This is a genomic window from Nocardia sp. NPDC003345 (assembly GCF_053589395.1).
In genome coordinates this window covers 1-18,065 of record NZ_JBSFRU010000050.1, presented here as the reverse complement: position 1 = coordinate 18,065, position 18,065 = coordinate 1, and the positions used below count along the sequence as shown (strand labels likewise).

The 18,065-nt window shown below is 69.3% G+C and carries 20 protein-coding genes and 1 pseudogene; 15 read left to right on the top strand and 6 right to left on the bottom strand.

Annotated elements, in window-relative coordinates; all coding sequences use genetic code 11:
• Positions 1 to 204: 204 nt before the first annotated feature.
• The 11 genes and pseudogenes from ACWDU1_RS08900 to ACWDU1_RS08850 all read left to right on the top strand — a co-directional run bounded on the left by ACWDU1_RS08900 (position 205) and on the right by ACWDU1_RS08850 (position 9,364).
• A complete protein-coding gene (locus ACWDU1_RS08900) occupies positions 205 to 1,263 on the top strand; it encodes an NrtA/SsuA/CpmA family ABC transporter substrate-binding protein (protein ID WP_449996903.1) in 1,059 nt (352 codons plus the stop codon).
• A 1-nt stretch (position 1,264) separates the two neighbouring features.
• Positions 1,265 to 2,128 carry an ABC transporter permease gene (locus ACWDU1_RS08895; protein ID WP_449996901.1) on the top strand — a complete coding sequence of 288 codons (864 nt, stop codon included), beginning with the start codon at positions 1,265 to 1,267 and terminating at the stop codon, positions 2,126 to 2,128.
• Positions 2,125 to 2,934, top strand: a complete 810-nt coding sequence (locus ACWDU1_RS08890) for an ABC transporter ATP-binding protein (protein ID WP_449996900.1) — start codon at positions 2,125 to 2,127, stop codon at positions 2,932 to 2,934. The genes ACWDU1_RS08895 and ACWDU1_RS08890 overlap by 4 nt, the downstream gene beginning before the upstream one ends.
• Positions 2,934 to 3,983 carry an ABC transporter substrate-binding protein gene (locus ACWDU1_RS08885; protein WP_449996899.1) on the top strand — a complete coding sequence of 350 codons (1,050 nt, stop codon included), beginning with the start codon at positions 2,934 to 2,936 and terminating at the stop codon, positions 3,981 to 3,983. The genes ACWDU1_RS08890 and ACWDU1_RS08885 overlap by 1 nt, the downstream gene beginning before the upstream one ends.
• Complete coding sequence (locus ACWDU1_RS08880; protein WP_449996898.1) at positions 3,980 to 5,026, top strand: LLM class flavin-dependent oxidoreductase; 1,047 nt, start codon at positions 3,980 to 3,982, stop codon at positions 5,024 to 5,026. Before ACWDU1_RS08885 ends, ACWDU1_RS08880 begins: the two co-directional genes overlap by 4 nt.
• Entirely contained in the window at positions 5,023 to 6,180 is a 1,158-nt protein-coding gene (locus ACWDU1_RS08875) for an LLM class flavin-dependent oxidoreductase (RefSeq protein WP_449996896.1), read from the top strand. Before ACWDU1_RS08880 ends, ACWDU1_RS08875 begins: the two co-directional genes overlap by 4 nt.
• Before the next feature lie 10 nt (positions 6,181 to 6,190).
• Positions 6,191 to 6,899, top strand: a pseudogene (locus ACWDU1_RS08870) (class II aldolase/adducin family protein).
• 24 nt (positions 6,900 to 6,923) lie between these two features.
• Positions 6,924 to 7,871: an ABC transporter substrate-binding protein gene (locus tag ACWDU1_RS08865; RefSeq protein WP_449996895.1), complete on the top strand. Its 948-nt coding sequence runs from the start codon at positions 6,924 to 6,926 to the stop codon at positions 7,869 to 7,871.
• Positions 7,872 to 7,965: 94 nt separating this feature from the next.
• Entirely contained in the window at positions 7,966 to 8,421 is a 456-nt protein-coding gene (locus ACWDU1_RS08860; RefSeq protein WP_449996893.1) for an NUDIX domain-containing protein, read from the top strand.
• Positions 8,422 to 8,554: 133 nt separating this feature from the next.
• Positions 8,555 to 8,863, top strand: coding sequence for a hypothetical protein (locus tag ACWDU1_RS08855; protein ID WP_449996891.1), 309 nt, complete (start codon positions 8,555 to 8,557; stop codon positions 8,861 to 8,863).
• A 60-nt stretch (positions 8,864 to 8,923) separates the two neighbouring features.
• Positions 8,924 to 9,364: a pyridoxamine 5'-phosphate oxidase family protein gene (locus ACWDU1_RS08850; RefSeq protein ID WP_449996889.1), complete on the top strand. Its 441-nt coding sequence runs from the start codon at positions 8,924 to 8,926 to the stop codon at positions 9,362 to 9,364.
• 75 nt (positions 9,365 to 9,439) lie between these two features.
• Here the strand turns inward: ACWDU1_RS08850 and ACWDU1_RS08845 are convergent, their stop codons facing one another.
• Positions 9,440 to 10,654: a CoA transferase gene (locus ACWDU1_RS08845; RefSeq protein ID WP_449996887.1), complete on the bottom strand. Its 1,215-nt coding sequence runs from the start codon at positions 10,652 to 10,654 to the stop codon at positions 9,440 to 9,442.
• A gap of 183 nt (positions 10,655 to 10,837) precedes the next feature.
• Between ACWDU1_RS08845 and ACWDU1_RS08840 the strand changes: the two genes are divergently transcribed.
• Entirely contained in the window at positions 10,838 to 11,992 is a 1,155-nt protein-coding gene (locus ACWDU1_RS08840; protein ID WP_449996886.1) for an acyl-CoA dehydrogenase family protein, read from the top strand.
• A 6-nt stretch (positions 11,993 to 11,998) separates the two neighbouring features.
• On the opposite strand, the gene ACWDU1_RS08835 is transcribed toward ACWDU1_RS08840, so the two are convergent.
• Positions 11,999 to 12,535 carry a DoxX family protein gene (locus ACWDU1_RS08835; protein WP_449996884.1) on the bottom strand — a complete coding sequence of 179 codons (537 nt, stop codon included), beginning with the start codon at positions 12,533 to 12,535 and terminating at the stop codon, positions 11,999 to 12,001.
• A 205-nt stretch (positions 12,536 to 12,740) separates the two neighbouring features.
• On the opposite strand from ACWDU1_RS08835, the gene ACWDU1_RS08830 reads away from it, so the two are divergent.
• Entirely contained in the window at positions 12,741 to 13,415 is a 675-nt protein-coding gene (locus ACWDU1_RS08830; RefSeq protein WP_449996882.1) for a TetR family transcriptional regulator, read from the top strand.
• Between the two features lie 3 nt (positions 13,416 to 13,418).
• Here the strand turns inward: ACWDU1_RS08830 and ACWDU1_RS08825 are convergent, their stop codons facing one another.
• The 3 genes from ACWDU1_RS08825 to ACWDU1_RS08815 form a co-directional block, all read right to left on the bottom strand.
• Complete coding sequence (locus tag ACWDU1_RS08825) at positions 13,419 to 13,970, bottom strand: hypothetical protein (RefSeq protein WP_449996881.1); 552 nt, start codon at positions 13,968 to 13,970, stop codon at positions 13,419 to 13,421.
• A gap of 228 nt (positions 13,971 to 14,198) precedes the next feature.
• Positions 14,199 to 14,600, bottom strand: coding sequence for an ArsR/SmtB family transcription factor (locus ACWDU1_RS08820; protein WP_449996880.1), 402 nt, complete (start codon positions 14,598 to 14,600; stop codon positions 14,199 to 14,201).
• Positions 14,597 to 15,046, bottom strand: a complete 450-nt coding sequence (locus tag ACWDU1_RS08815; protein ID WP_449996879.1) for an SRPBCC domain-containing protein — start codon at positions 15,044 to 15,046, stop codon at positions 14,597 to 14,599. The genes ACWDU1_RS08820 and ACWDU1_RS08815 overlap by 4 nt, the downstream gene beginning before the upstream one ends.
• 180 nt (positions 15,047 to 15,226) lie before the next feature.
• Between ACWDU1_RS08815 and ACWDU1_RS08810 the strand changes: the two genes are divergently transcribed.
• Both ACWDU1_RS08810 and ACWDU1_RS08805 read left to right on the top strand, forming a co-directional pair.
• Positions 15,227 to 16,435 (top strand): low temperature requirement protein A, encoded by a 1,209-nt coding sequence (locus tag ACWDU1_RS08810; protein ID WP_449996877.1) that lies wholly within the window; start codon positions 15,227 to 15,229, stop codon positions 16,433 to 16,435.
• A gap of 136 nt (positions 16,436 to 16,571) precedes the next feature.
• Positions 16,572 to 17,429 carry an RNA polymerase sigma factor SigF gene (locus tag ACWDU1_RS08805; protein WP_449996875.1) on the top strand — a complete coding sequence of 286 codons (858 nt, stop codon included), beginning with the start codon at positions 16,572 to 16,574 and terminating at the stop codon, positions 17,427 to 17,429.
• Positions 17,430 to 17,431: 2 nt separating this feature from the next.
• Here ACWDU1_RS08805 and ACWDU1_RS08800 read toward each other — a convergent pair.
• Positions 17,432 to 18,065: sensor histidine kinase (locus tag ACWDU1_RS08800; protein WP_449996873.1), on the bottom strand; the 634-nt coding region annotated here is incomplete at its 5' end.

Sequence of the window (18,065 nt, the reverse complement as noted above, 5' to 3'; positions counted from 1 at the left end):
GTCTCGCTCGGTGTTCGGCAGGGGAGGTGTTCCGGGTGCGTCCAGCTGCGAATTATCGCTCGATCCGTTTTTCTGGACGGCAGGCACAGTGCGCACTTCCGGGTCAAGCTTTCCGTTCGACGGAAAAGTAAGGGTGTGCGCTCGCGGCGGCCGCGCATAACTTCTCCGGAGAACCCCGCCCCCTCTCGATCAGGAGCGATACCGATGCGTCCTCACCGCCGACCACCACGAGTGCGTGCCGCCCTCGCGATCCTTCCTGTCGTGGCGCTGGTCGCCGCCGCCTGTGGCTCCGGCGGAGCCGGTACGGACGAGTCCGGAGCGGGCGGCGAGACCGCCTTCGTTCTCAAGGTCACCGACGAGGGCAACTCCGGTCCGCTCGCGGTCGCCAAGCGGGACGGTACTTTCGACGAAGCGCTGGCCCCGTTGGGCGCGCGGGTGGAGTGGGTCAACGCGCCGCCCTCGTTCAGCGCCAATCTCAAATTGTTCAATGCCGGTGAGCTCGATGTCTCCGGTGGCGCGTACAGCCCGGTCGTCGGCGCGCTCTCGAAGGATGTCGGTGTTCGTATCGTCGCCGTCGCCGATCCGGTGGATCAGGATCAGGCCGGCATCATCGCCTCGCCCGACTCGGGTATCAGGGAGGTTCGCGACCTGGTGGGTAAGCGAATCGCGGTGAATCCGGCCGGCAAGGGCGAGTACATCACGCTGAAGGCGCTGCAGCAGGCGGGGATCCCGGTCGACCGGGTCGAGCGGGTTCCCCTGCAGATCTCGGATGCCGCGTCGGCCTTCTCGACCGGGCAGGTCGACGCCTGGGCGTCGTTCAACGATCCCTACGCCGAGGCCAAATCCCGCGGCGCCGTCGAGATCGCCACCGAGGCCACTGTCGGCTCGACCGACAATACGATCGTCGCGTTCCGCACCGAGGTGCTGGAGCAGCGGCCCGATGTCGCCGCGAAATACCTCGAGACGCTGCAACTGCTGGTGGAGCGTCAGCGGGCCCACCCCGAGGATTTCGAGAACGTCTTCGAGAAGGCCGGGCCGCGAGCGCTGTCCGGTGCCCGGCTCGAGCGCGCGATCGATCTCGGGCGCCGGGCGTCGGTGCCGCACTACCCGACCGCCGAGGACGCGGCCGATCTGCAGGGCGTGGCGGATCTGTTCTATGAGAACGGCGTGATCACCCGGGCGGTCACCGCCGCGGACGTGTTCTATCCGCTCGCGGAACAGCTCGCCGCCGGAGACCGGCCGGCTCCGGCCGCGGGGAAGTGAGATGTCGCTCGTCACGCCGCCGCGCGCGGAGCGCGGCACCGATCGGGCTCGCCGGGAACCCGGCCTCGAGGTCCCGCGCCATCGCGCCGCCCGGCGCCGGCCCCGGTGGGTGTCGATCCCGTTGCGATTCCTGGTCCCCGCCCTGCTGGTCGCGGTGTGGTGGATCGGTTCGGCAACGGGCGCGATTCCCGAGGAGATCCTCGCCGGGCCGCCGAAGGTGTGGACTGCTTTCACGGAGTTGTACGACACCGGGCAGCTGGTCGACTACTCGGTCGCCTCTTTCCATCGGGCGGCCCTCGGTGTGCTGTTCGGGGTCGTGACCGGTCTGGTCCTCGGTGTCGTTTCCGGATTGTCGAGCCTCGGCGAGGAATTCGTGGATTCCACCATGCAGATCAACCGTGCGGTTCCCTTCCTCGCGCTGGTGCCCCTGTTCATCGCCTGGTTCGGGATCGACGAGACCTTCAAGGTGCTGCTGATCGCCTTCGCGACGGTCGGGCCCATGTACGCCTACACCTATCTCGGTGTCCGCAATGTCGACCGCAAGGTGGTCGAAGCGGCCCGCAGTTTCGGATCGAAGGGGCCGCGTCTGGTATTCGAGGTGATCCTGCCCTCGGCGCTGCCGGGTGTGCTGATGGCACTGCGGATCTGCCTGTCCATATCGATCACCGGCCTGATCGCGGCCGAGCAGGTGGGCACCAGGGAGGGGATCGGCTACCTGGTGACCCTCGCACAGGAGTACAACCGCACCGACTACATGGTGCTGTGTGTCGTGTTGTACGCGGTACTGGGCCTGGTGTTCGACGGCGTGGTCCGCGTCATCGAACGATTCGCGATGCCGTGGCGCGGGCAGGTGGCGGCCCGATGAGCCCCGAAGCCCCCTTACCGCCACTGTCCGCCCGCGACCGGAGTCCTGCCGCGGCGATCGCGCGCAGAGCCGGCGAACCGGTTGCCGTCTCGATCGCCGGGCTGTCCAAGCGGTTCGGCACCACCACTGTGCTCGACGGGATCGACCTGGAGATTCGCCGCGGCGAGTTCGTGGTCCTGCTCGGACCGTCCGGAACCGGGAAGACCACGCTGCTGCGGTTGCTGACGGGACTGGAGAAGCCGGACGCGGGCGAGGTTCTCGTCCCGTCCCGCCGGACCACCGTCTATCAGGAACCGCGACTCGTCCCGTCGAAGCGGGTACTCGGCAATGTCACCATCGGGCAGCGCCGGACCGCCGAGACGAAGGAGCGCGCCGTCCGTGCGCTCGCCGAGGTCAATCTCGAGGGTAAGGCGCGCCAGTGGCCGGCGACCCTGTCGGGGGGCGAGGCGCAGCGGGTGGCGCTGGCCCGCGCGCTGGTCCGCGAACCGGAACTGCTGCTGCTCGACGAACCGTTCGCGGCGCTCGACGCGCTGACCCGGCTCCAGATGCAGGACCTGGTAGGCGATCTCGTCGCCCGGCACCGGCCCGCGGTCCTCCTGGTGACCCATGACGTCGACGAAGCCGTCCGGCTGGCCGACCGGGTACTGATCCTGATCGCGGGCCGGTTCGCCGTCGATACCGATATCGACCTCGCCCGGCCACGGGACCGCACGGATCCGGAATCCCTGCGCTACCGCGCCGCGTTCCTGGCCGAGCTCGGTGTCGGCCGCACCCCTTCCTCCGCGACCATTCGAAGGAGCACGTGATGACCGCTGCCACCGACCCCGTTCTCGACACTCTCTGGTACACCCGGTGCCCCGTGCCCACCGCGAGTGGTGTGGCGCACGGCCTCGGCTGGCTGGCCGAGACCGCGGCCGCGGCCGGACTCGGCTGGGGCGTGCTGCAGGACGCGGGCCCCGAACTGGCGGCCCGGCATTTCGACCACGGGCTACCGGGCCTGATCCGGGAGGGCGGTAATGTGCCCGCGCTCGCGGCCCGGGCCGCGGGGGCACCCACCAGGCTGATCGGACTGACCTGGATCGACGAGGCACAAGCCGTACTGGTGGCCCCCGATTCATCCGCCGCCGGCCCCCACGATCTGGCCGGGCTGCGTATCGGGGTCCCGGCCTGGGCACGGGACCGGGCCCGCAGTTTCCCGCGCGCGATGGCCTTGCACGGGTTCGCGAACGCGCTGGCCCTGGGTGGGCTCACCCTGGCCGACGTCCGGCCCGTCGAGGTCGCGGTCGAACGCGATCCGCAGGTTCGGGGCGAGAACACGACGGGTCGCCGGATCACCACCTGGGGTGTGGAGGCGCTGCTGGCGGGCGAGGTCGACGCGATCTACGTCAAGGGCGCCCGCGCGCAGGAAATCGCCCGCGAACACGGCCTGCGTACCGCGGTGGATCTGGATGTCACCGATGCGAAGCGTTCGCGCGTCAACAACGGCACCCCGCGACCGATCACGGTGCACGCGGACCTGCTGGAGTCGCGTCCCGATCTGGTGGTCGAGTTCCTCACGCAGACCCTGCGGGCCGCGAACTGGGCGGCCGCCAACCTCGACGAGGTCCGCGCGGTACTGGCCCGGGAAACGTTCTCCGGGCCGGCGGGCGTCGAGGCCGCCTACGGCGACACCTTCCACCGTGGTCTGCACCCCACGCTGTCCGGGGAGCGGCTCGAACTGCTGGATATCCAGAAGCGATTCCTCTACACCCACGGCTTCCTCGCCGCCGATTTCGATCTCGCCTCCTGGGTCGACCCGGAACCGCTGCGGCAGGCGAGCGCGCGGCCGGCCGCCGGACAGGAGACATCATCGTGACCGAATTCTTCTGGGAGCTTCCGGTTCGCGGGGACGGCCGCCACGTGCGTTCGGTCTCCGCCCATCGTGACGGATTCGATTTCCTCGATCAGGTCGTCCTCGCCGCCGAACTGTCGGGACTCGACGGTGTCCTCGCCCCGTACGATCCGGCGGGCGAAGAATCGTGGGTGATAGCCGGCTCGGCGCTGCGGCAGACCCGGCACGTACGGGTCGGCGTCGAATTCCATCCCGCGTTCGGCACACCGGTCTACGCGGCCAAACTGTCGGCCACCCTGCAGCGGCTCTCGGACGGCCGGCTCGACTGGCGCTTGCGTGTCGACACCGACAGCGCCGACGCGGCCGCACGCGGCGACCGGGTCACCGGTGCCGATCGCTACCGGCGGGCCGCCGAATTCCTCACCGTCGCCCGGGGTGTGTGGAACGAGCGGCAGGTACTACCAGGACGCTTCGGAGGCACCGGGTTCGAGTTCGCCGGCGAATACTACGACGTCACCGACGGCGGCTTTCGCGGCATCCTGTCGGGTCTGCCCTTTCCCCGGGTCCACCTGTCCGGTAATTCGGCCGAGGCGGTCGAACTGGCGGGCAGGCACGGCGATATCCACGTATTCACCGAGACCGCACACGGAATCGACGATGCGGTCGCGTCCCTGCGGGACGCGGCGGGCAGATCCGGGCGCAGTGTGCGCGCCGGACTCGCCCTGCCCGTGATCGCCCGGGAGACCGAGGACGAGGCGTGGGCGCGCGTGCTGCGCCAATGGCGCGAGATCCATCCGGCGGCGGATATCGCCGAGGTCCGCGCGCTCGCGCTGGACGGCTGCCGCTGGTCGGGCTTCGACCGCATCGGTTACGCCCGGCCGATCGGCCTGGTCGGCAGTTACGCGCAGGTGGCGCAGGCGTTCGCCGGCTACCGGGCACGCGGGATCGAGCTATTCGAACTGACCGGACATCCGCATATCGAGGAACTACACCGGGCCGGCGAACATCTGCTGCACCTCGCCGACCCGGCCGGCCGCACCCTGGCGGGACAGGAGAACCACGCGTGAGCACGGACTTCTACTGGCGTATCGGGATGGAGGGCGACCACGCGTCACTGCGCACGCCCCGCCGCTACAACCGGGGGCACGCCGGGGGCCACGGGCCGGGCAATATCGCACCCGCGATCCGTGGGGGACGGCTGGACGGCTACAGCTATATCGACCATATGGCCGCGGTGGTGAAGGCCTCGGAATCCGCGGGGTTCGTCGGCGGTTTGCTGCCCTCCTTCCCGATCACCGAGGACCCGTGGGCCACCGCCTCCGCGCTGGCCCGGGAAAGCGAGACCTACCGGTTCATGGTCGCGTTCCAGCCCGGTTTCCTGCATCCGGTGCAGGCCGCCCGGATGTCGGCGAGCCTGCAGCGCGCGACCGGCGGACGCCTGGTGTACAACATCATCAGCGGGGGCGGCGGGGCGCCCCAGCTGTGGTGGGGCGACAAGGTGGCCCACGACGACCGCTACGCGCGCACCTCGGAATTCCTCGATGTTCTGCGCGGGGTCTGGGACGGCGCACCGTTCGACTACGCCGGGACGTTCTTCCGGACCGAGGGTGCGGCGCTACCACCCCTGCTGGCCGGTCAGCCGTTTCCCGAGGTGTACTTCTCCGGGTCGTCCGCGGCCGCCGTGGACGCCGCGGGCCGGCACTGCGACTACTACCTGTCGTGGCTCGAACCGTTCGCCGACTTGCGGGCGAAGTTCGACGGAGTCCGCGCGCACTCCGAGAAGTCGGGCCGGACACCGAAGTTCGCGGTCCGTATCGATATCGTCGCCCGCAACACCGAAGAGGCCGCCTGGACGGAGATCGAGAAGGGCTGGGCGTCGGTGGACCGGACGGCGGCCGACCGGGCCGCCCAGGGCGACTCGGTGGGCGCGGCCCGCATCAAGGGCTGGGTACCGGAGCACATCACCGGCTACCGCGACCTGGAAGTACAGCCCAACGTGTGGTGCGGATTCAGCCTCATCCGCGGTGGGCCGGCGTTCGGGCTCGTGGGTAGCTATGAGCAGGTCGCCGAACGTCTGGACCAACTGATCACCCTCGGCGTGGACGCGTTCATCCTCGCCGGCAACCCCCATCTGGAAGAGGCCTACCGCGTGGGCGAAGAGGTGCTGCCGCTGCTGCGGCGCACCACCCCCACCCGGGTCCGTCCCCTTCCCACCCGATAGGAGAATTCTCATGACCGGTACCGAAACGCGGGTGACCCCACAGGTCGAGGCGTTCGTGGATGACGCACGCCGCGCCGCCGACACCGCTTTCCGGGTATTCCGCGAGACCGGGACCGTATCAGCGAACGGCACAGTGAACTTCGTCGAGCGGGTCCCCGGCGAAGAGCTGGCCGTGGCGCTCAACGATCCCGGGCCGTGGGCGCAGGACCGGAGCGCGAAGCCGATCCTCGCGTCCTTCGACGGGGAAGTGCTTTCCGGCGCGGGTTCCGCCGGTTTCGTCACCGGTTACGCCGGGGTCTTCCGTGCACATCCCGAGATCACCTCGATCGTGCATGTGCACACCCCCTGGCTGGGTGGATGGGCCCAGACCCACCGCACCCTGCGCATCAAATACGCGGCCTCCCAGCGTCTGACGCTCTCGCGTGATATCCCGCCGCATATCGATCGCAGCCGGGCCCCCCGGCGACTTCATCCTCGACCGCCTCGTCGACGATCCCGATCTCGTCGCCATCTTCGAGGCCAACGGCGGGGTCAATGTGATCGGCCGGTCCGGCCTGCTCGAGCTCGCGAAGTTCGTGGTCCTGCTCGAAGAGGGCGCCCGATACCAGGCGCTCGGTGAACTCGTCGGCGGCGCCGTCGACTTCGACCCGACGAACCTGGTCGCCCAGTGGGGCCGCAGTGGACTACTCGATGCGGCCCGCAGCCGCGGCCTGGTCTGACCCACAGCCGGAAAGGAACCTCGGATGACCATTCGTATCGGGTACTTCCCGAACAACAACTCCCTGTTCGTCCTGCGTCACAGCGGCCTGCTCGACTCCCATCTCTCGGACGTCGAGTGGGTGGACCTGCGCGAACTTCCCGCCCCACCCCGGGCCGATCCCCGGACCGGGCTGCCGACCCTGCACTCGGACTGGTTGTTCGACAACGGCGGATACGACTTCATCGGCACCGGGTTCACCCCGCCGATCACCGGCCTGGGACAGGGACGCGACCTTGTCTACGTCGGGATTTCCGGTCCTCGAATCGAGAACGGGCGGTTGGTGAGCACGACGGGATCCGGTATCCGCACCGTCGCCGATCTGCGGGGCAGACGTGTCGGGATCGCCCACGGCTCCTGGCAGACCACGCTGGCCCTGCTGGCTCTCGACCGCGAGGGTTTGCGCTGGGCCGATATCGTTCCGGTCGATATCGACGTGAACGACGGAGGCGCCGCCCTGCTGCGCGGCGATATCGATGCGTGGGTCGGCGCCTACCCGGCGCTTGCCGAGGTCGAGTCCTCCGCGGAGATACAGACGCTCGTCGACACCGACGGACTCTTCAGCCACCCGTCGCTGTGGTTCGTCCGCCGCGAGTTCGCCGAGAACCACCGCCCGGAACTGGAAGCCATCGTCGCGGCCCTGCAGGAGTCGGACGCGTGGATCATCGCCAATCCGCGCGAAGCCGCGCGGTTCTTCGTCGACGACGCGGAACGGCATGGTGGGACAGCCGATCTCGATCGCTGGGAGGCGGCTCTGCGCGGGCGACCCTTCGGGATCGGCTCGGTCACCCCGGAATTCCTCGATGAACAGCAGCGCTGCGCGGATCTGCTGTATGCCAACGGCCTCCTGCCCCGGACGGTCGATGTCCGGGCGGCCGTCGTGCCGTGGATCGGCGAGGTAGTCGACGCGCCTCGAACTGCGCCGGCCGTCTGAATCCGGGGCCTCGGCGCCACGACGAGTAGTGCATCCCGGCGGGTATCCGTGCGGCGCCGGCCGCGGGCTCGTGACGGTTGGCAAGATGGGCGCCATGAAATTCAGCGCCGGAATCCTGCTGTTTCGCCGCGAGCCCGAGGTGCGAGTGCTGCTGGGACATATGGGCGGTCCGCTGTGGGCGCGTAAGGACGCGGGGGCGTGGTCGATCCCGAAGGGCGAGTACGAGCCCGGGCACGAGGACGCGCGCGCCGCCGCGGGCCGCGAATTTCACGAGGAACTGGGGTTACCCGTGCCGGACGGCGACTGGATCGCGCTGGGTGAGGTGCGCTACGGCGGCAAGCGGGTCCAGGCGTGGGCGGTCGAGGGCGAACTCGATCCGGCGCTGGTGATACCGGGAACCTTCGAGATGCAATGGCCGCCGAAGTCGGGCGAATACCGGACGTTCCCCGAGGTCGACCGGGCCGAATGGTTCGACTCGGCCACCGCGCACGACAAACTCGTCCGCGGGCAGCGACCGCTGCTGGAACGTCTCACCGACCGGCTTCGCTAGGCCGGGTAGGCCATCGGAGCACTGCCGCGTCGAGTGGGTGCTTCGCGGCGGGCGAGACCCGCTGTAGCGCTTATCCTTCGAGGCCCTGCTCGCTACGATCGATGGGCAGAAGTTCGGCGAGGGGGTGTGGAAGATGTCCGGCTCACAGAAGATCCTGGTCATCGGCGCGGTCGTGACCGGGATCATCGGTGCGATGAGCGACGGCGTCGCGATGGCGCTCTGGCTGCTGACGGCAGCCGTGCTGGTCGTGGCGGCTATCGCGCGGTCCCGGCGCATCGACCCCGAGGAGCGGCGCAGACGCTACCGGCAGGCCACCTATCAACGCGCACGGCGGGACCGGAGGCGCCGCAGATGGGGCGCCGGTTCCCGCGGTGGGGGAAGCGGGGGCGGTGGCTGCGGCGGAGCCGGTGGCTGCAGTGGTGGTGCCGGTGGCGGAGAATGACCGGATTCGATCGGCAGCCGGTGCCGCCGGCCTGTCGGTGCGGGCTGCCATCCTGATGGGATGGCGACTTGGCGGGAGTTCGAGAGTGAGGCACCCGAGCTGGCGGGGCAGATCCGGCAGCGGTTCGAAGCCCACAAGACCCACATATTGGCTACGCTGCGCCGGGACGGCGCTCCCCGGGTCAGTGGTTCGGAGGTGGAGTTCATCGGCCCGGACCTGATGTTCGGCTCATTGCCCCGCGCAGTGAAAGCGGCCGACCTACGCCGGGACGGACGGTGTGCGATCCACGCCCACCCCGGTGCGGGTGACGCGAAAGTGGCCGGCACGGCCGTCGAGGTCACCGGGCCGGAGAAAGCGGCGTTCGGCTCACCGCCCGGTGTTCACGACTACCGGCTCGAGTTGACCGATGCGGTCCTGACCTCCGTCGACGAGGACGCGGAGGTGATTGTCATCCGGCACTGGCGCCCGGGCCGGGGTGTCATTGTCATCCGGCGGGATTGAGCGGCATCCTGGCTGTTCGGATCCTGTGGTGAGCGAGGTCGGCGGGTGCGATCCCGGCCGGTCGGGCTGCACCGGTCAGCGGCTTCCTCGCCGGCGCGTGCCGAGTTCGGCGAGTACCGCTTCGGTATGGCGGCCGCTGCCGGGAGCATCGCCGACGGCGTCTCGGCGGCTCGGCGCGGCGACACGTGTTTCGTCGATCGCCGTGGTCGGGTGGGGTTCGGGGCCGAGTGTCGCGGCCACCACCGCCGACATCGCGATATCCCAGAGCCGGCCGGAACCGTCGGCGGGGGCCGACATCGCCAGGGCTGCCGCGGTCAGGCCCGTCAGGGGATCGGCGATGGCATCCCCGATGAACACCGGGATACCCCGCGCAAGGGCGACCAGGCCCGCCGACGCGGCGATATCGTCGCCGAATCCGATCCGGTTCGACGCCCGGCCGTGCGCGGTGATCGAGATCCAGGTGCCCCCGGAGGCGGCGAACGCCGCGGCGTCCAGCCCGAATCCGGCCAATGCGCGAGGCCGCGAGGCCTCGATCACGATATCGGCGGATTCGACGAGTTCGCCGAGGGCGCGACGCTGGTCGGGGTCGCCGGGATCGAGCACTACGGATTCGTGCCCGCCGTGCAGCAGCCGATAGAAATCCGGGTCGCCGCGGCGGGCGCCGTCGGGCCGCGCCGGGGTCTCGACCTTGATCACGCGGGCTCCCCCGAGGCCGAGCAGATGCGCGCACAACGGACCTGCCCACAGTGCGCTGAAATCGACCACGCGTAAACCATCCACCGGCCGCGGGCGCAGTGGCTGTGGCGGAATCGCCGGCGCCGGCGCCACCGGTCCCGCCGCCACGCCCAGCAGTTCCGCCCGTTCGGCGAGTTCGGCACCGGTATGGGTGCGCAGCCAGTCGGTGACTCCGGGCCAGGGATCGTCCTCGGCGTCACGGGAGATGAGGGCGGCGAGCAGGACCGGGTCATCGGGCCGCGCACAAGTGACGGCCGCCCAGCCGTCGGCTGTGGGCAGCAGGCGGGAGTGCCGTCCCGGAGACCACGCCCCGGCGCGTCGGGAGCCCGTGAACGCGCTGCGTTCGGAGAGCAGCCGAGCGCCGTCCAGCCGGACCCGGCCATTCGTGACCGCCGCGATGCGTTCGGTATGCCGCCGCGCGACCGTCGCCGCCGAACCGGGTGGTATGAGCGCCGGGCCGTCGGGAAACCCGGTGAGGACCGGGACTCCGCTCTCGGCCCAATCGAGCACCCGGTGCGCGGTGGCCGCGGCGCTGCCTCCCGGAGTGTCGGACACGGGGCCGATGCTACCCGCGGCCCACAACGCGGGCAGAGGTCTCGGCACGCCGTGAAACCGCCGCGTGCGACGCTTCGTGCGGCACCGAGCCGAGATCGCCGACACCGTTGGTCGCGGTGGGGCGACCATGCGCTCGACGGATTCCCGGGCCCGGCGGCCCGCGCGACGGTGAGGACAACGCACGTGAGCTATTACCTGAACGACGACGAAGCGCTGCTGGTGCAGACGGTGCGTGCGTTCATCGAACGCGAGGTGAAGCCGTCGGTACAGGAGGTCGAGCACGCCGGGACCTACCCCGAGATGTGGATCGAGCAGATGAAGCGGATCGGGATCTACGGTCTGGCGATCCCGGAGGAGTACGGCGGCACACCGGTGTCGATGCCGTGCTACGTGCAGGTGACCGAGGAACTGGCGCGCGGCTGGATGTCGCTGTCCGGGGCGATGGGTGGTCATACCGTCGTCGCGAAACTCATCGGCCTGTTCGGCACGGCGGAACAGAAGCGCCGCTATCTGCCTCCGATGGCGACCGGGGAGATCCGCGCGACCATGGCGCTGACCGAACCCGGCGGCGGCTCGGACCTGCAGGCCATGACGACCACGGCCCGGCCCGACGGCGACGACCTGGTGATCGACGGCGCCAAGACCTGGATCACCAACGCGCGGCGCGCGGGCGTTATCGCCCTGCTGTGCAAAACCGATCCCGGGGCGGTACCGCGCCACCGCGGCATGTCCATCGTGCTGGTCGAACACGGTCCCGGGCTGACTGTTTCGCGCGACCTCCCGAAACTGGGCTACAAGGGCGTCGAGAGCTGCGAGTTGTCCTTCGACGGCTATCGGATCCCGGCGACGGCGATACTCGGCGGCGCCCCCGGTAAGGGTTTCCCGCAGATGATGAAGGGCCTGGAGACCGGCCGGATCCAGGTGGCCTCCCGGGCGCTGGGCGTCGCCACGGCCGCGCTCGAGGATTCGCTGGCCTACGCGCAGCAGCGGGAGAGCTTCGGCGAGCCGATCTGGAAGCACCAGTCGGTGGGCAACTACCTGGCGGATATGGCCACGAAACTGACCGCGGCGCGCCAGCTCACCCGGCACGCGGCCGAGATGTACGACCGCGGCGAACGCTGCGATATGGAGGCCGGGATGGCCAAACTGTTCGCCTCGGAGGTGGCGATGGAGGTCGCGCTGAACGCGGTCCGAATCCACGGCGGCTACGGCTATTCCACCGAATACGACGTGGAGCGCTACTTCCGCGACGCTCCACTGATGATCGTCGGCGAAGGCACCAACGAGATCCAGCGCAATGTCATCGCCGCGCAACTGGTCGCCCGGGGCGGGCTGTAGGCGGGCCTACAGCAGCGCTTTACCGCCCAGTGTGAGCACCGCGGCCACCACCGCGAGACCCACCGAGATCGCACCCCAGACGGGCCCGGTCCGGGCCCAGGGGCGGCCGGCGTCCACGGACAGCCGGCCCGGTCCGGTGAACGCGACGGCCGCGGCGACGACGCCGAACAGCAAGCCCAGTTCGTAGCCGCCGAGCAGCCCCTTGTGGAATCCGGTATCGACGATGACGATGGCGGTGCCCAGCACGACGGCCGCGGCCAGTGGGGTGAAGGCGCCGAAGGTCAGCAGCAGACCGCCCACGAGTTCGCTGACCCCGGCCAGGGTGCCGAACACGCTGCCGGGGTGGAAGCCCATCTTCTCGAAACCGGCGTTGTTCGCGGTGAGGCCGTCACCACCGAACCAGCCGAACAGTTTCTGGGCGCCGTGGGCGGCGAACAGGAGTCCGAACGCGGCCCGCAGTATCAGCAGCCCGATATCGGCGGATGTGCTCCGGTCGGGAACGGCGGTGGTGTCGGCACGGTCGAGTGTCGAAGCGGCAGTCATCGGAACCCCTCATCATCGGTACAACATCGGCCACGCAGCGAACGACCCGTGATCGACTACGTGGAAAGGTAATCCTAACCTTGGTTGGCTGTGCCGTGGTGTGCCACGATTGCCCGCGCTCGAATAACGGTGGGGCCGATATCGTTTCCGGCGGGATTCGCCGTGGTGGGGGTGGAGCCGTGCGGGACCGGGCTACCATGGCCCGGTGAACGGTCTCGGCGAATCGACCACGGCGGCGAAGATTATCGGTGCCGTGGTGGAGATCGTCGAGTCCGACGGCTACGACGCGGTGCAGCTGCGGACGGTCGCCAAGCGCGCCCGGGTTTCGCTGACCACGATCTATCAGCACTACAGCAATCGTGACGCGTTGATCCTGGCGGCGGTCGAGGCGTGGATGGCCGACAACTCCTATACCGAACTGGCGGCGCCGCCGCCGGACGAACCACTGGATCGCGGGCTGATGCGCCTGATCGAATGCGTCTTTCAGCCGTGGGAGCGCAGTCCGCGCATGGCCGAGGCCTTCTACTATGCCCGCGTGACCCCCGGCGGGCACCGCCTGGACAGTCAGGGTTTCGAGGCGGTCGTGCCCTCCGCCGCCCAGCTCCTCGACGGTCTGGATCCGGACTATGTCGCGGATATAGCACTGGTCATGATCAACCTCTGCTACGCGATGGTCGGCCGGTTGGTCGACGGATCGGCCGACGTTCCCACCATCCTCTCCTCGATAGAGCGAGTGCTCCACCGGCTCACCAGCGATAATTCCCACCTGGCGGTGCGTAAACCGGCGGACGGGGCGACAGGCGCTCTGGACGCCGCGCTGTTCTCGCCCTACACCCCGCGCCTCGGCCGGCAACCGGCGGGCGCGGCGAACCCCGAGTAGGGGCTAGCGCCGGAGGCCGGCGGGCCAGAAGAGTTCCTCGCCCGCACCGGGGCCGTCTGCGGTGCCGGCCGCCTCCAGGGCGCGCCGCTTGAAGGCCAGGCCCGCGAGGCTGACGCGATGACGCGTGAGCACGGCGTCACCGTGGGGTTCGGCGGATGTCCCGCCCCAGAGGTAGGTGTGCTCGGTGCCGCGGTCGACCCGGGTGCGGACCAGATCGCGGACCCGGAGGTCGGCGGAGTACAACTCGGCGGATACGGCGAGTTCGTCGATATCGGCGGTCCAGCCGGGGCGGCCGAGGGCTGTCTCGAGATCCAGGACCCTCGCTCCGACGATCTCCAGGGCCCGGGAGCCGTCGCCGTCCGCCGTGAGCGCGACGGTTTCCCAGCCCGCTGTGGTGCGGTCGAACAGCCAGCCGCCGAGCCTGAGCACCGCGTCGGCCGCGGACGGTGTGACGACCACGATCCGGCTGCGCAGCGGGCGCCGCCTGATCGAGCTCTTGCGGGGAGTGGGGGGAACGCCGGTGGGGCCGTCGGATACAGCGAGTCGAACTGTCATAAGTGCCATTCCGTCCTGATCGAACTGCTCTGCTGGGTGGCACGACCGGTACGCGCGATGCCGGATCCCGCGCGATCCGGCATCGTCGGCAGCCCGGGTCCGTGCTGGTTCAGCGCCCGGCCGCCGCACTCAGCAGCATGACGGTAACAAGGTTATCCGCAGTTCGTGGCGTATTCGGCGGAGTCGGCCCGATTCCGGCCGAACCTCCGCCGAGTCCGCAGGTGGCAGTCAGTTCCGGTTGTCGATCTCGACCTCGCCGGGGTCCTGGTGTACGGGATGCCCTCGCGGTGGGCGAAGGCGGTCCTGTTCGCGCTGGATCGCCTCGGCGATCCGTTTGATACGCCGCAGGCGGGCGTCCCACGCGGCGCCGACCGAGGCGAGCTGGGCGACCGCGCGGGCGAGCTGGGCCTCGTCCACCCGGTAGCGGCGCTCCCGGCCGGCGGGGGTGGCGTGGACCAGCCCGACGCGCTCGAGCGTGGTCAGGTGCTTGGCGACGGCCTGGCGGGTCACGGGGAGTTGTCCGCTGAGGCCGGTCGCCGTGCCCTCGCCATCGGTGAGCAGCAGGTCGAGCATGCGGCGCCGGGTCGGATCGCCGACCGCGGACCACAGCTCGTCGTCGACGGTGTTCACGGGGCCGACACCAATCCGGCGAGGTAGTCGCCGAGCCGGGGGATGTAGAAGTTCCAGCCGTCGTTGTGGGCGCGATACTGCTCCTCCAGGACCGCGGCTTCCCAGCCCATCTCCCGGAATCCGGTTTCGGTCAGCTTGATCCGGGTGCCGGCACCGGACGGGACGAGTTCGAAGGTCACCAGCAGGGAGGAGGCAGCGTCGTCCACGGCGTCGGGGTAGCGCCAGCGAAAGGCGAAAATCCGCGGCGGCTCGGAGGTGATGATTTTGATCGGGGACACGTCCTCGCGATCGCCCCAGACGAGTTCGCCGACCGAACCCGGCGCGGGATCGAAGGTGGCGCTGTCGGTCCACCACTCCGCGATGTGCTCGGGCCTGCTGACGACCTCGAACACGATTTCGGGCGCCGCGTCGACCTGGATTTCGCGTTCGATACTGCCGTATTCCATGACCACTCCTCCATGTGCAATGTTTGGTTGCGTTCAACGGTAGGTGATCCAACCAGATGACGCAACCATTGGTTGCGTATGTCTGCCCGGGGTGGCGCGATCCGCTGGGTTCTCGTTTGTCCGTGGCGGGGAAGGCGCGCATCGGTGCGATAGGGGTCCACGGATGCGAGGATCTGCGCTATGAGTGGATCCAAGCGGGCGCGCCTGCAACCTGTCGCGCAGGGGGCCGCGGTCACCCAGCTCGAATTGTTCTTCGACCTGGTCCTGGTATTCGCGTTGACCAAGGTCACCGACCTGGCCGCCGACGAGACGACCGCGAAGAACATGCTGCGAGCGCTGCTGGTGCTCGCGGTGATGTGGTGGGTCTGGATCGCCTACAGCTGGCTCGGCAATGTGATCCGGGCCGATGAGGGACTGGCGCGGGTCGCGATGTTCGCCGCGATGGGTGCCGCGTTCATCGCCGCCCTGACCATCCCGGAAGCCTTCGACGACCTGGCCGGCGGCTGGTTCGGGCCGCTGGTGTTCGCGATCGCCTACCTGGTGGCCCGGCTGGTGCACCTGGTGATGTTCTGGCTGGCCAGCGCTTCGGATCCGCGGCTGCGTGCACAGGTGATCCGCTGGGGGCTGGGATCGATCACCGTCGGCACCGTATTGCTGGTGATCGCGGCGACGACCTCCGGTGCGGTCCAGATCGCACTCTGGATCGCGGCCATCGCCGGCGATATGCTCTGGACCCTGCTGTCGGGCGAGGGCTGGCGGGTGAACTCGGCCCGGCATTTCTCCGAACGCTACGGCCTGATCATCATCGTGGCGCTGGGCGAATCCATCGTCTCCATCGGGATCGGGGTCGCGGCACTGCCCATCTCCTGGCCGATCACGGTCGGATCACTGCTGGGACTGGCGATCTCGGGCCTGCTGTGGTGGGCGTATTTCGATGTCGCGGCGCTGTCGGTGGAGCACGCACTGGCCACCGCCGACGGCGACCGGCAGATCAAGATCGCCAGGAACAGCTATACGTACTGGCATTTCCCGATGATCGTCGGAATCATCGCGCTCTCGCTGGGATTGAAGAAAGTGCTGTACTACGTCGGCGACAGTTCGCACCATACGCTCACCGACGCGCTGTACGGGATACCGCTGTTCGCCCTGTACGGGGGAGTGGCGCTGTACCTGGCCGGGCTGGTGGGGTGCAAAGGCTATGCGACAGGGCAGGTCACGATCTCGCGGGTGGTGGCGATCGTCGTGCTCCTCGCGCTGATCCCCCTCGCGGCCGCACTGCCGGCGCTGGTGTCGCTGTCGATTCTGTGCGCGGTGCTCGTCGCGCTGATCGGCTGGGAGACGATCCGTTTCGCGCAACCGCGCGATGAGGTCCGCCACGGCGAACACTGAGGATCGCGATGCCGTGAGCAGCGCATTCGTGATCGCCGAGAAATTCTGACCTGATCACGTTTCGATCACACGAACGCGGGTATCACGGTGAGGTCGAGCCGATCACCGAGCCGATTGGGACGCCCGAGGAGCCCAGATGAACGATACGACCGCTGTCGCGGCGCCGCACCGGACCGCCACCGCACCCAGCCCGTCGCGGTCCCGCCGTGGCGGCGACAGTTACGACAATATCGAGCCCTGGTTCGAGAAGATGGAGGCTCTGGACCCGGACGATCCGCACCGCCGGGAGCTGCGCGATCACATCGTGCACCTGAGCCTGCCTCTGGCCGAACATATCGCGCGCCGGTTCACCGGCCGCGGTGAGTCGTTCGACGATCTGCTCCAGATCGCGCGGGTCGGGCTGGTACACGCGGTGGACCGCTTCGATACCGGCCGCGGCAGTTCGTTCCTGTCCTTCGCGGTACCCACGGTGATGGGTGAGGTGCGCCGTCATTTCCGCGATCACACCTGGGCCGTGCGGGTGCCGCGCAGCACCAAGGAACTGCATCTGCGGATCGGCCCGGCCACCGAGGATCTGTACCAGCGGCTGGGCCGGATGCCGACGGCGCGGGAGATCGCCACCGAACTCGGGGTCGAACTCACCGAGGTCACGCAGGCCCTCATCGCGGGCAACGGCCACACCAGCAATTCCCTCGACGCCACCGTGCGCGATCAGGACGACGACAGTGCGCCGCCGGCGGTGCTGGCCCGTCTCGGCAGTGAAGAGCCCTGCTACGAGCTGCTCGAGGACGCGATGACGGTGCGCCCGCTCATCGAGGCGCTGCCACGGCGTGAGCGGCAGGTGCTCGTGTGGCGGTTCTTCGGCGGCCTCACTCAGGTGCAGATCGCCGACCGGCTCGGAATCTCCCAGATGCAGGTATCGCGAATCCTCGCCAAAACCCTGAGGACGCTGCGCGAGCAGGCGCTGGCCGACGAGTACGCGCCGGCGGCCTGACGTCACCGCGGGGGCGGCGGCCGGCCCAGGTCGTCCGCCGCGGGCAGGACCACGATGAACCGCGCCCCGCCGAGGGCGCCGGTCTCGCAGCGGATGGCCCCCCGATGGCGTTCGACGATATCGCCGACGATGGCCAGCCCCAGCCCGGCGCCACCCTCGTCGCGGCTGCGCGCGTCGTCCAGGCGGACGAAACGCCGGAAGATACGGTCCCGGTCGGCCTCGGGGACGCCGGGCCCGTCGTCGGCGACGTCGAGGACCGCGGTGCCGTCCGCTCGCGCCAGCCCGACCCGGACTGTCGTGGCGGCGTGACGCTGCGCGTTGTCGAGCAGGTTGCCGAGAACCCGCACGAGCTGGGCCCGGCTTCCGAGGACCGTGAGTGCCGCGTCGGATCCCGTGAACTCGACCGATATCCGGCCGGGCGGGCGGCGGGCGAGTTCTTCGCGGATCAGTTCGTACAGCGCCACTCGATCGGCGCGGGGCTGCTCGCCGGAGTCGAGCCGGGCCAGCAGCAGCAGATCCGCGGCCAGATGTTCCAGCCGCACGGTGTCCTCGAGCAGCCCACCCGGTTCGAGCAGTCCCGGATGCGCCTGTGCCACCTCGAGCTGGGTGCGGAGGCTGGCGATCGGGCTGCGTAGT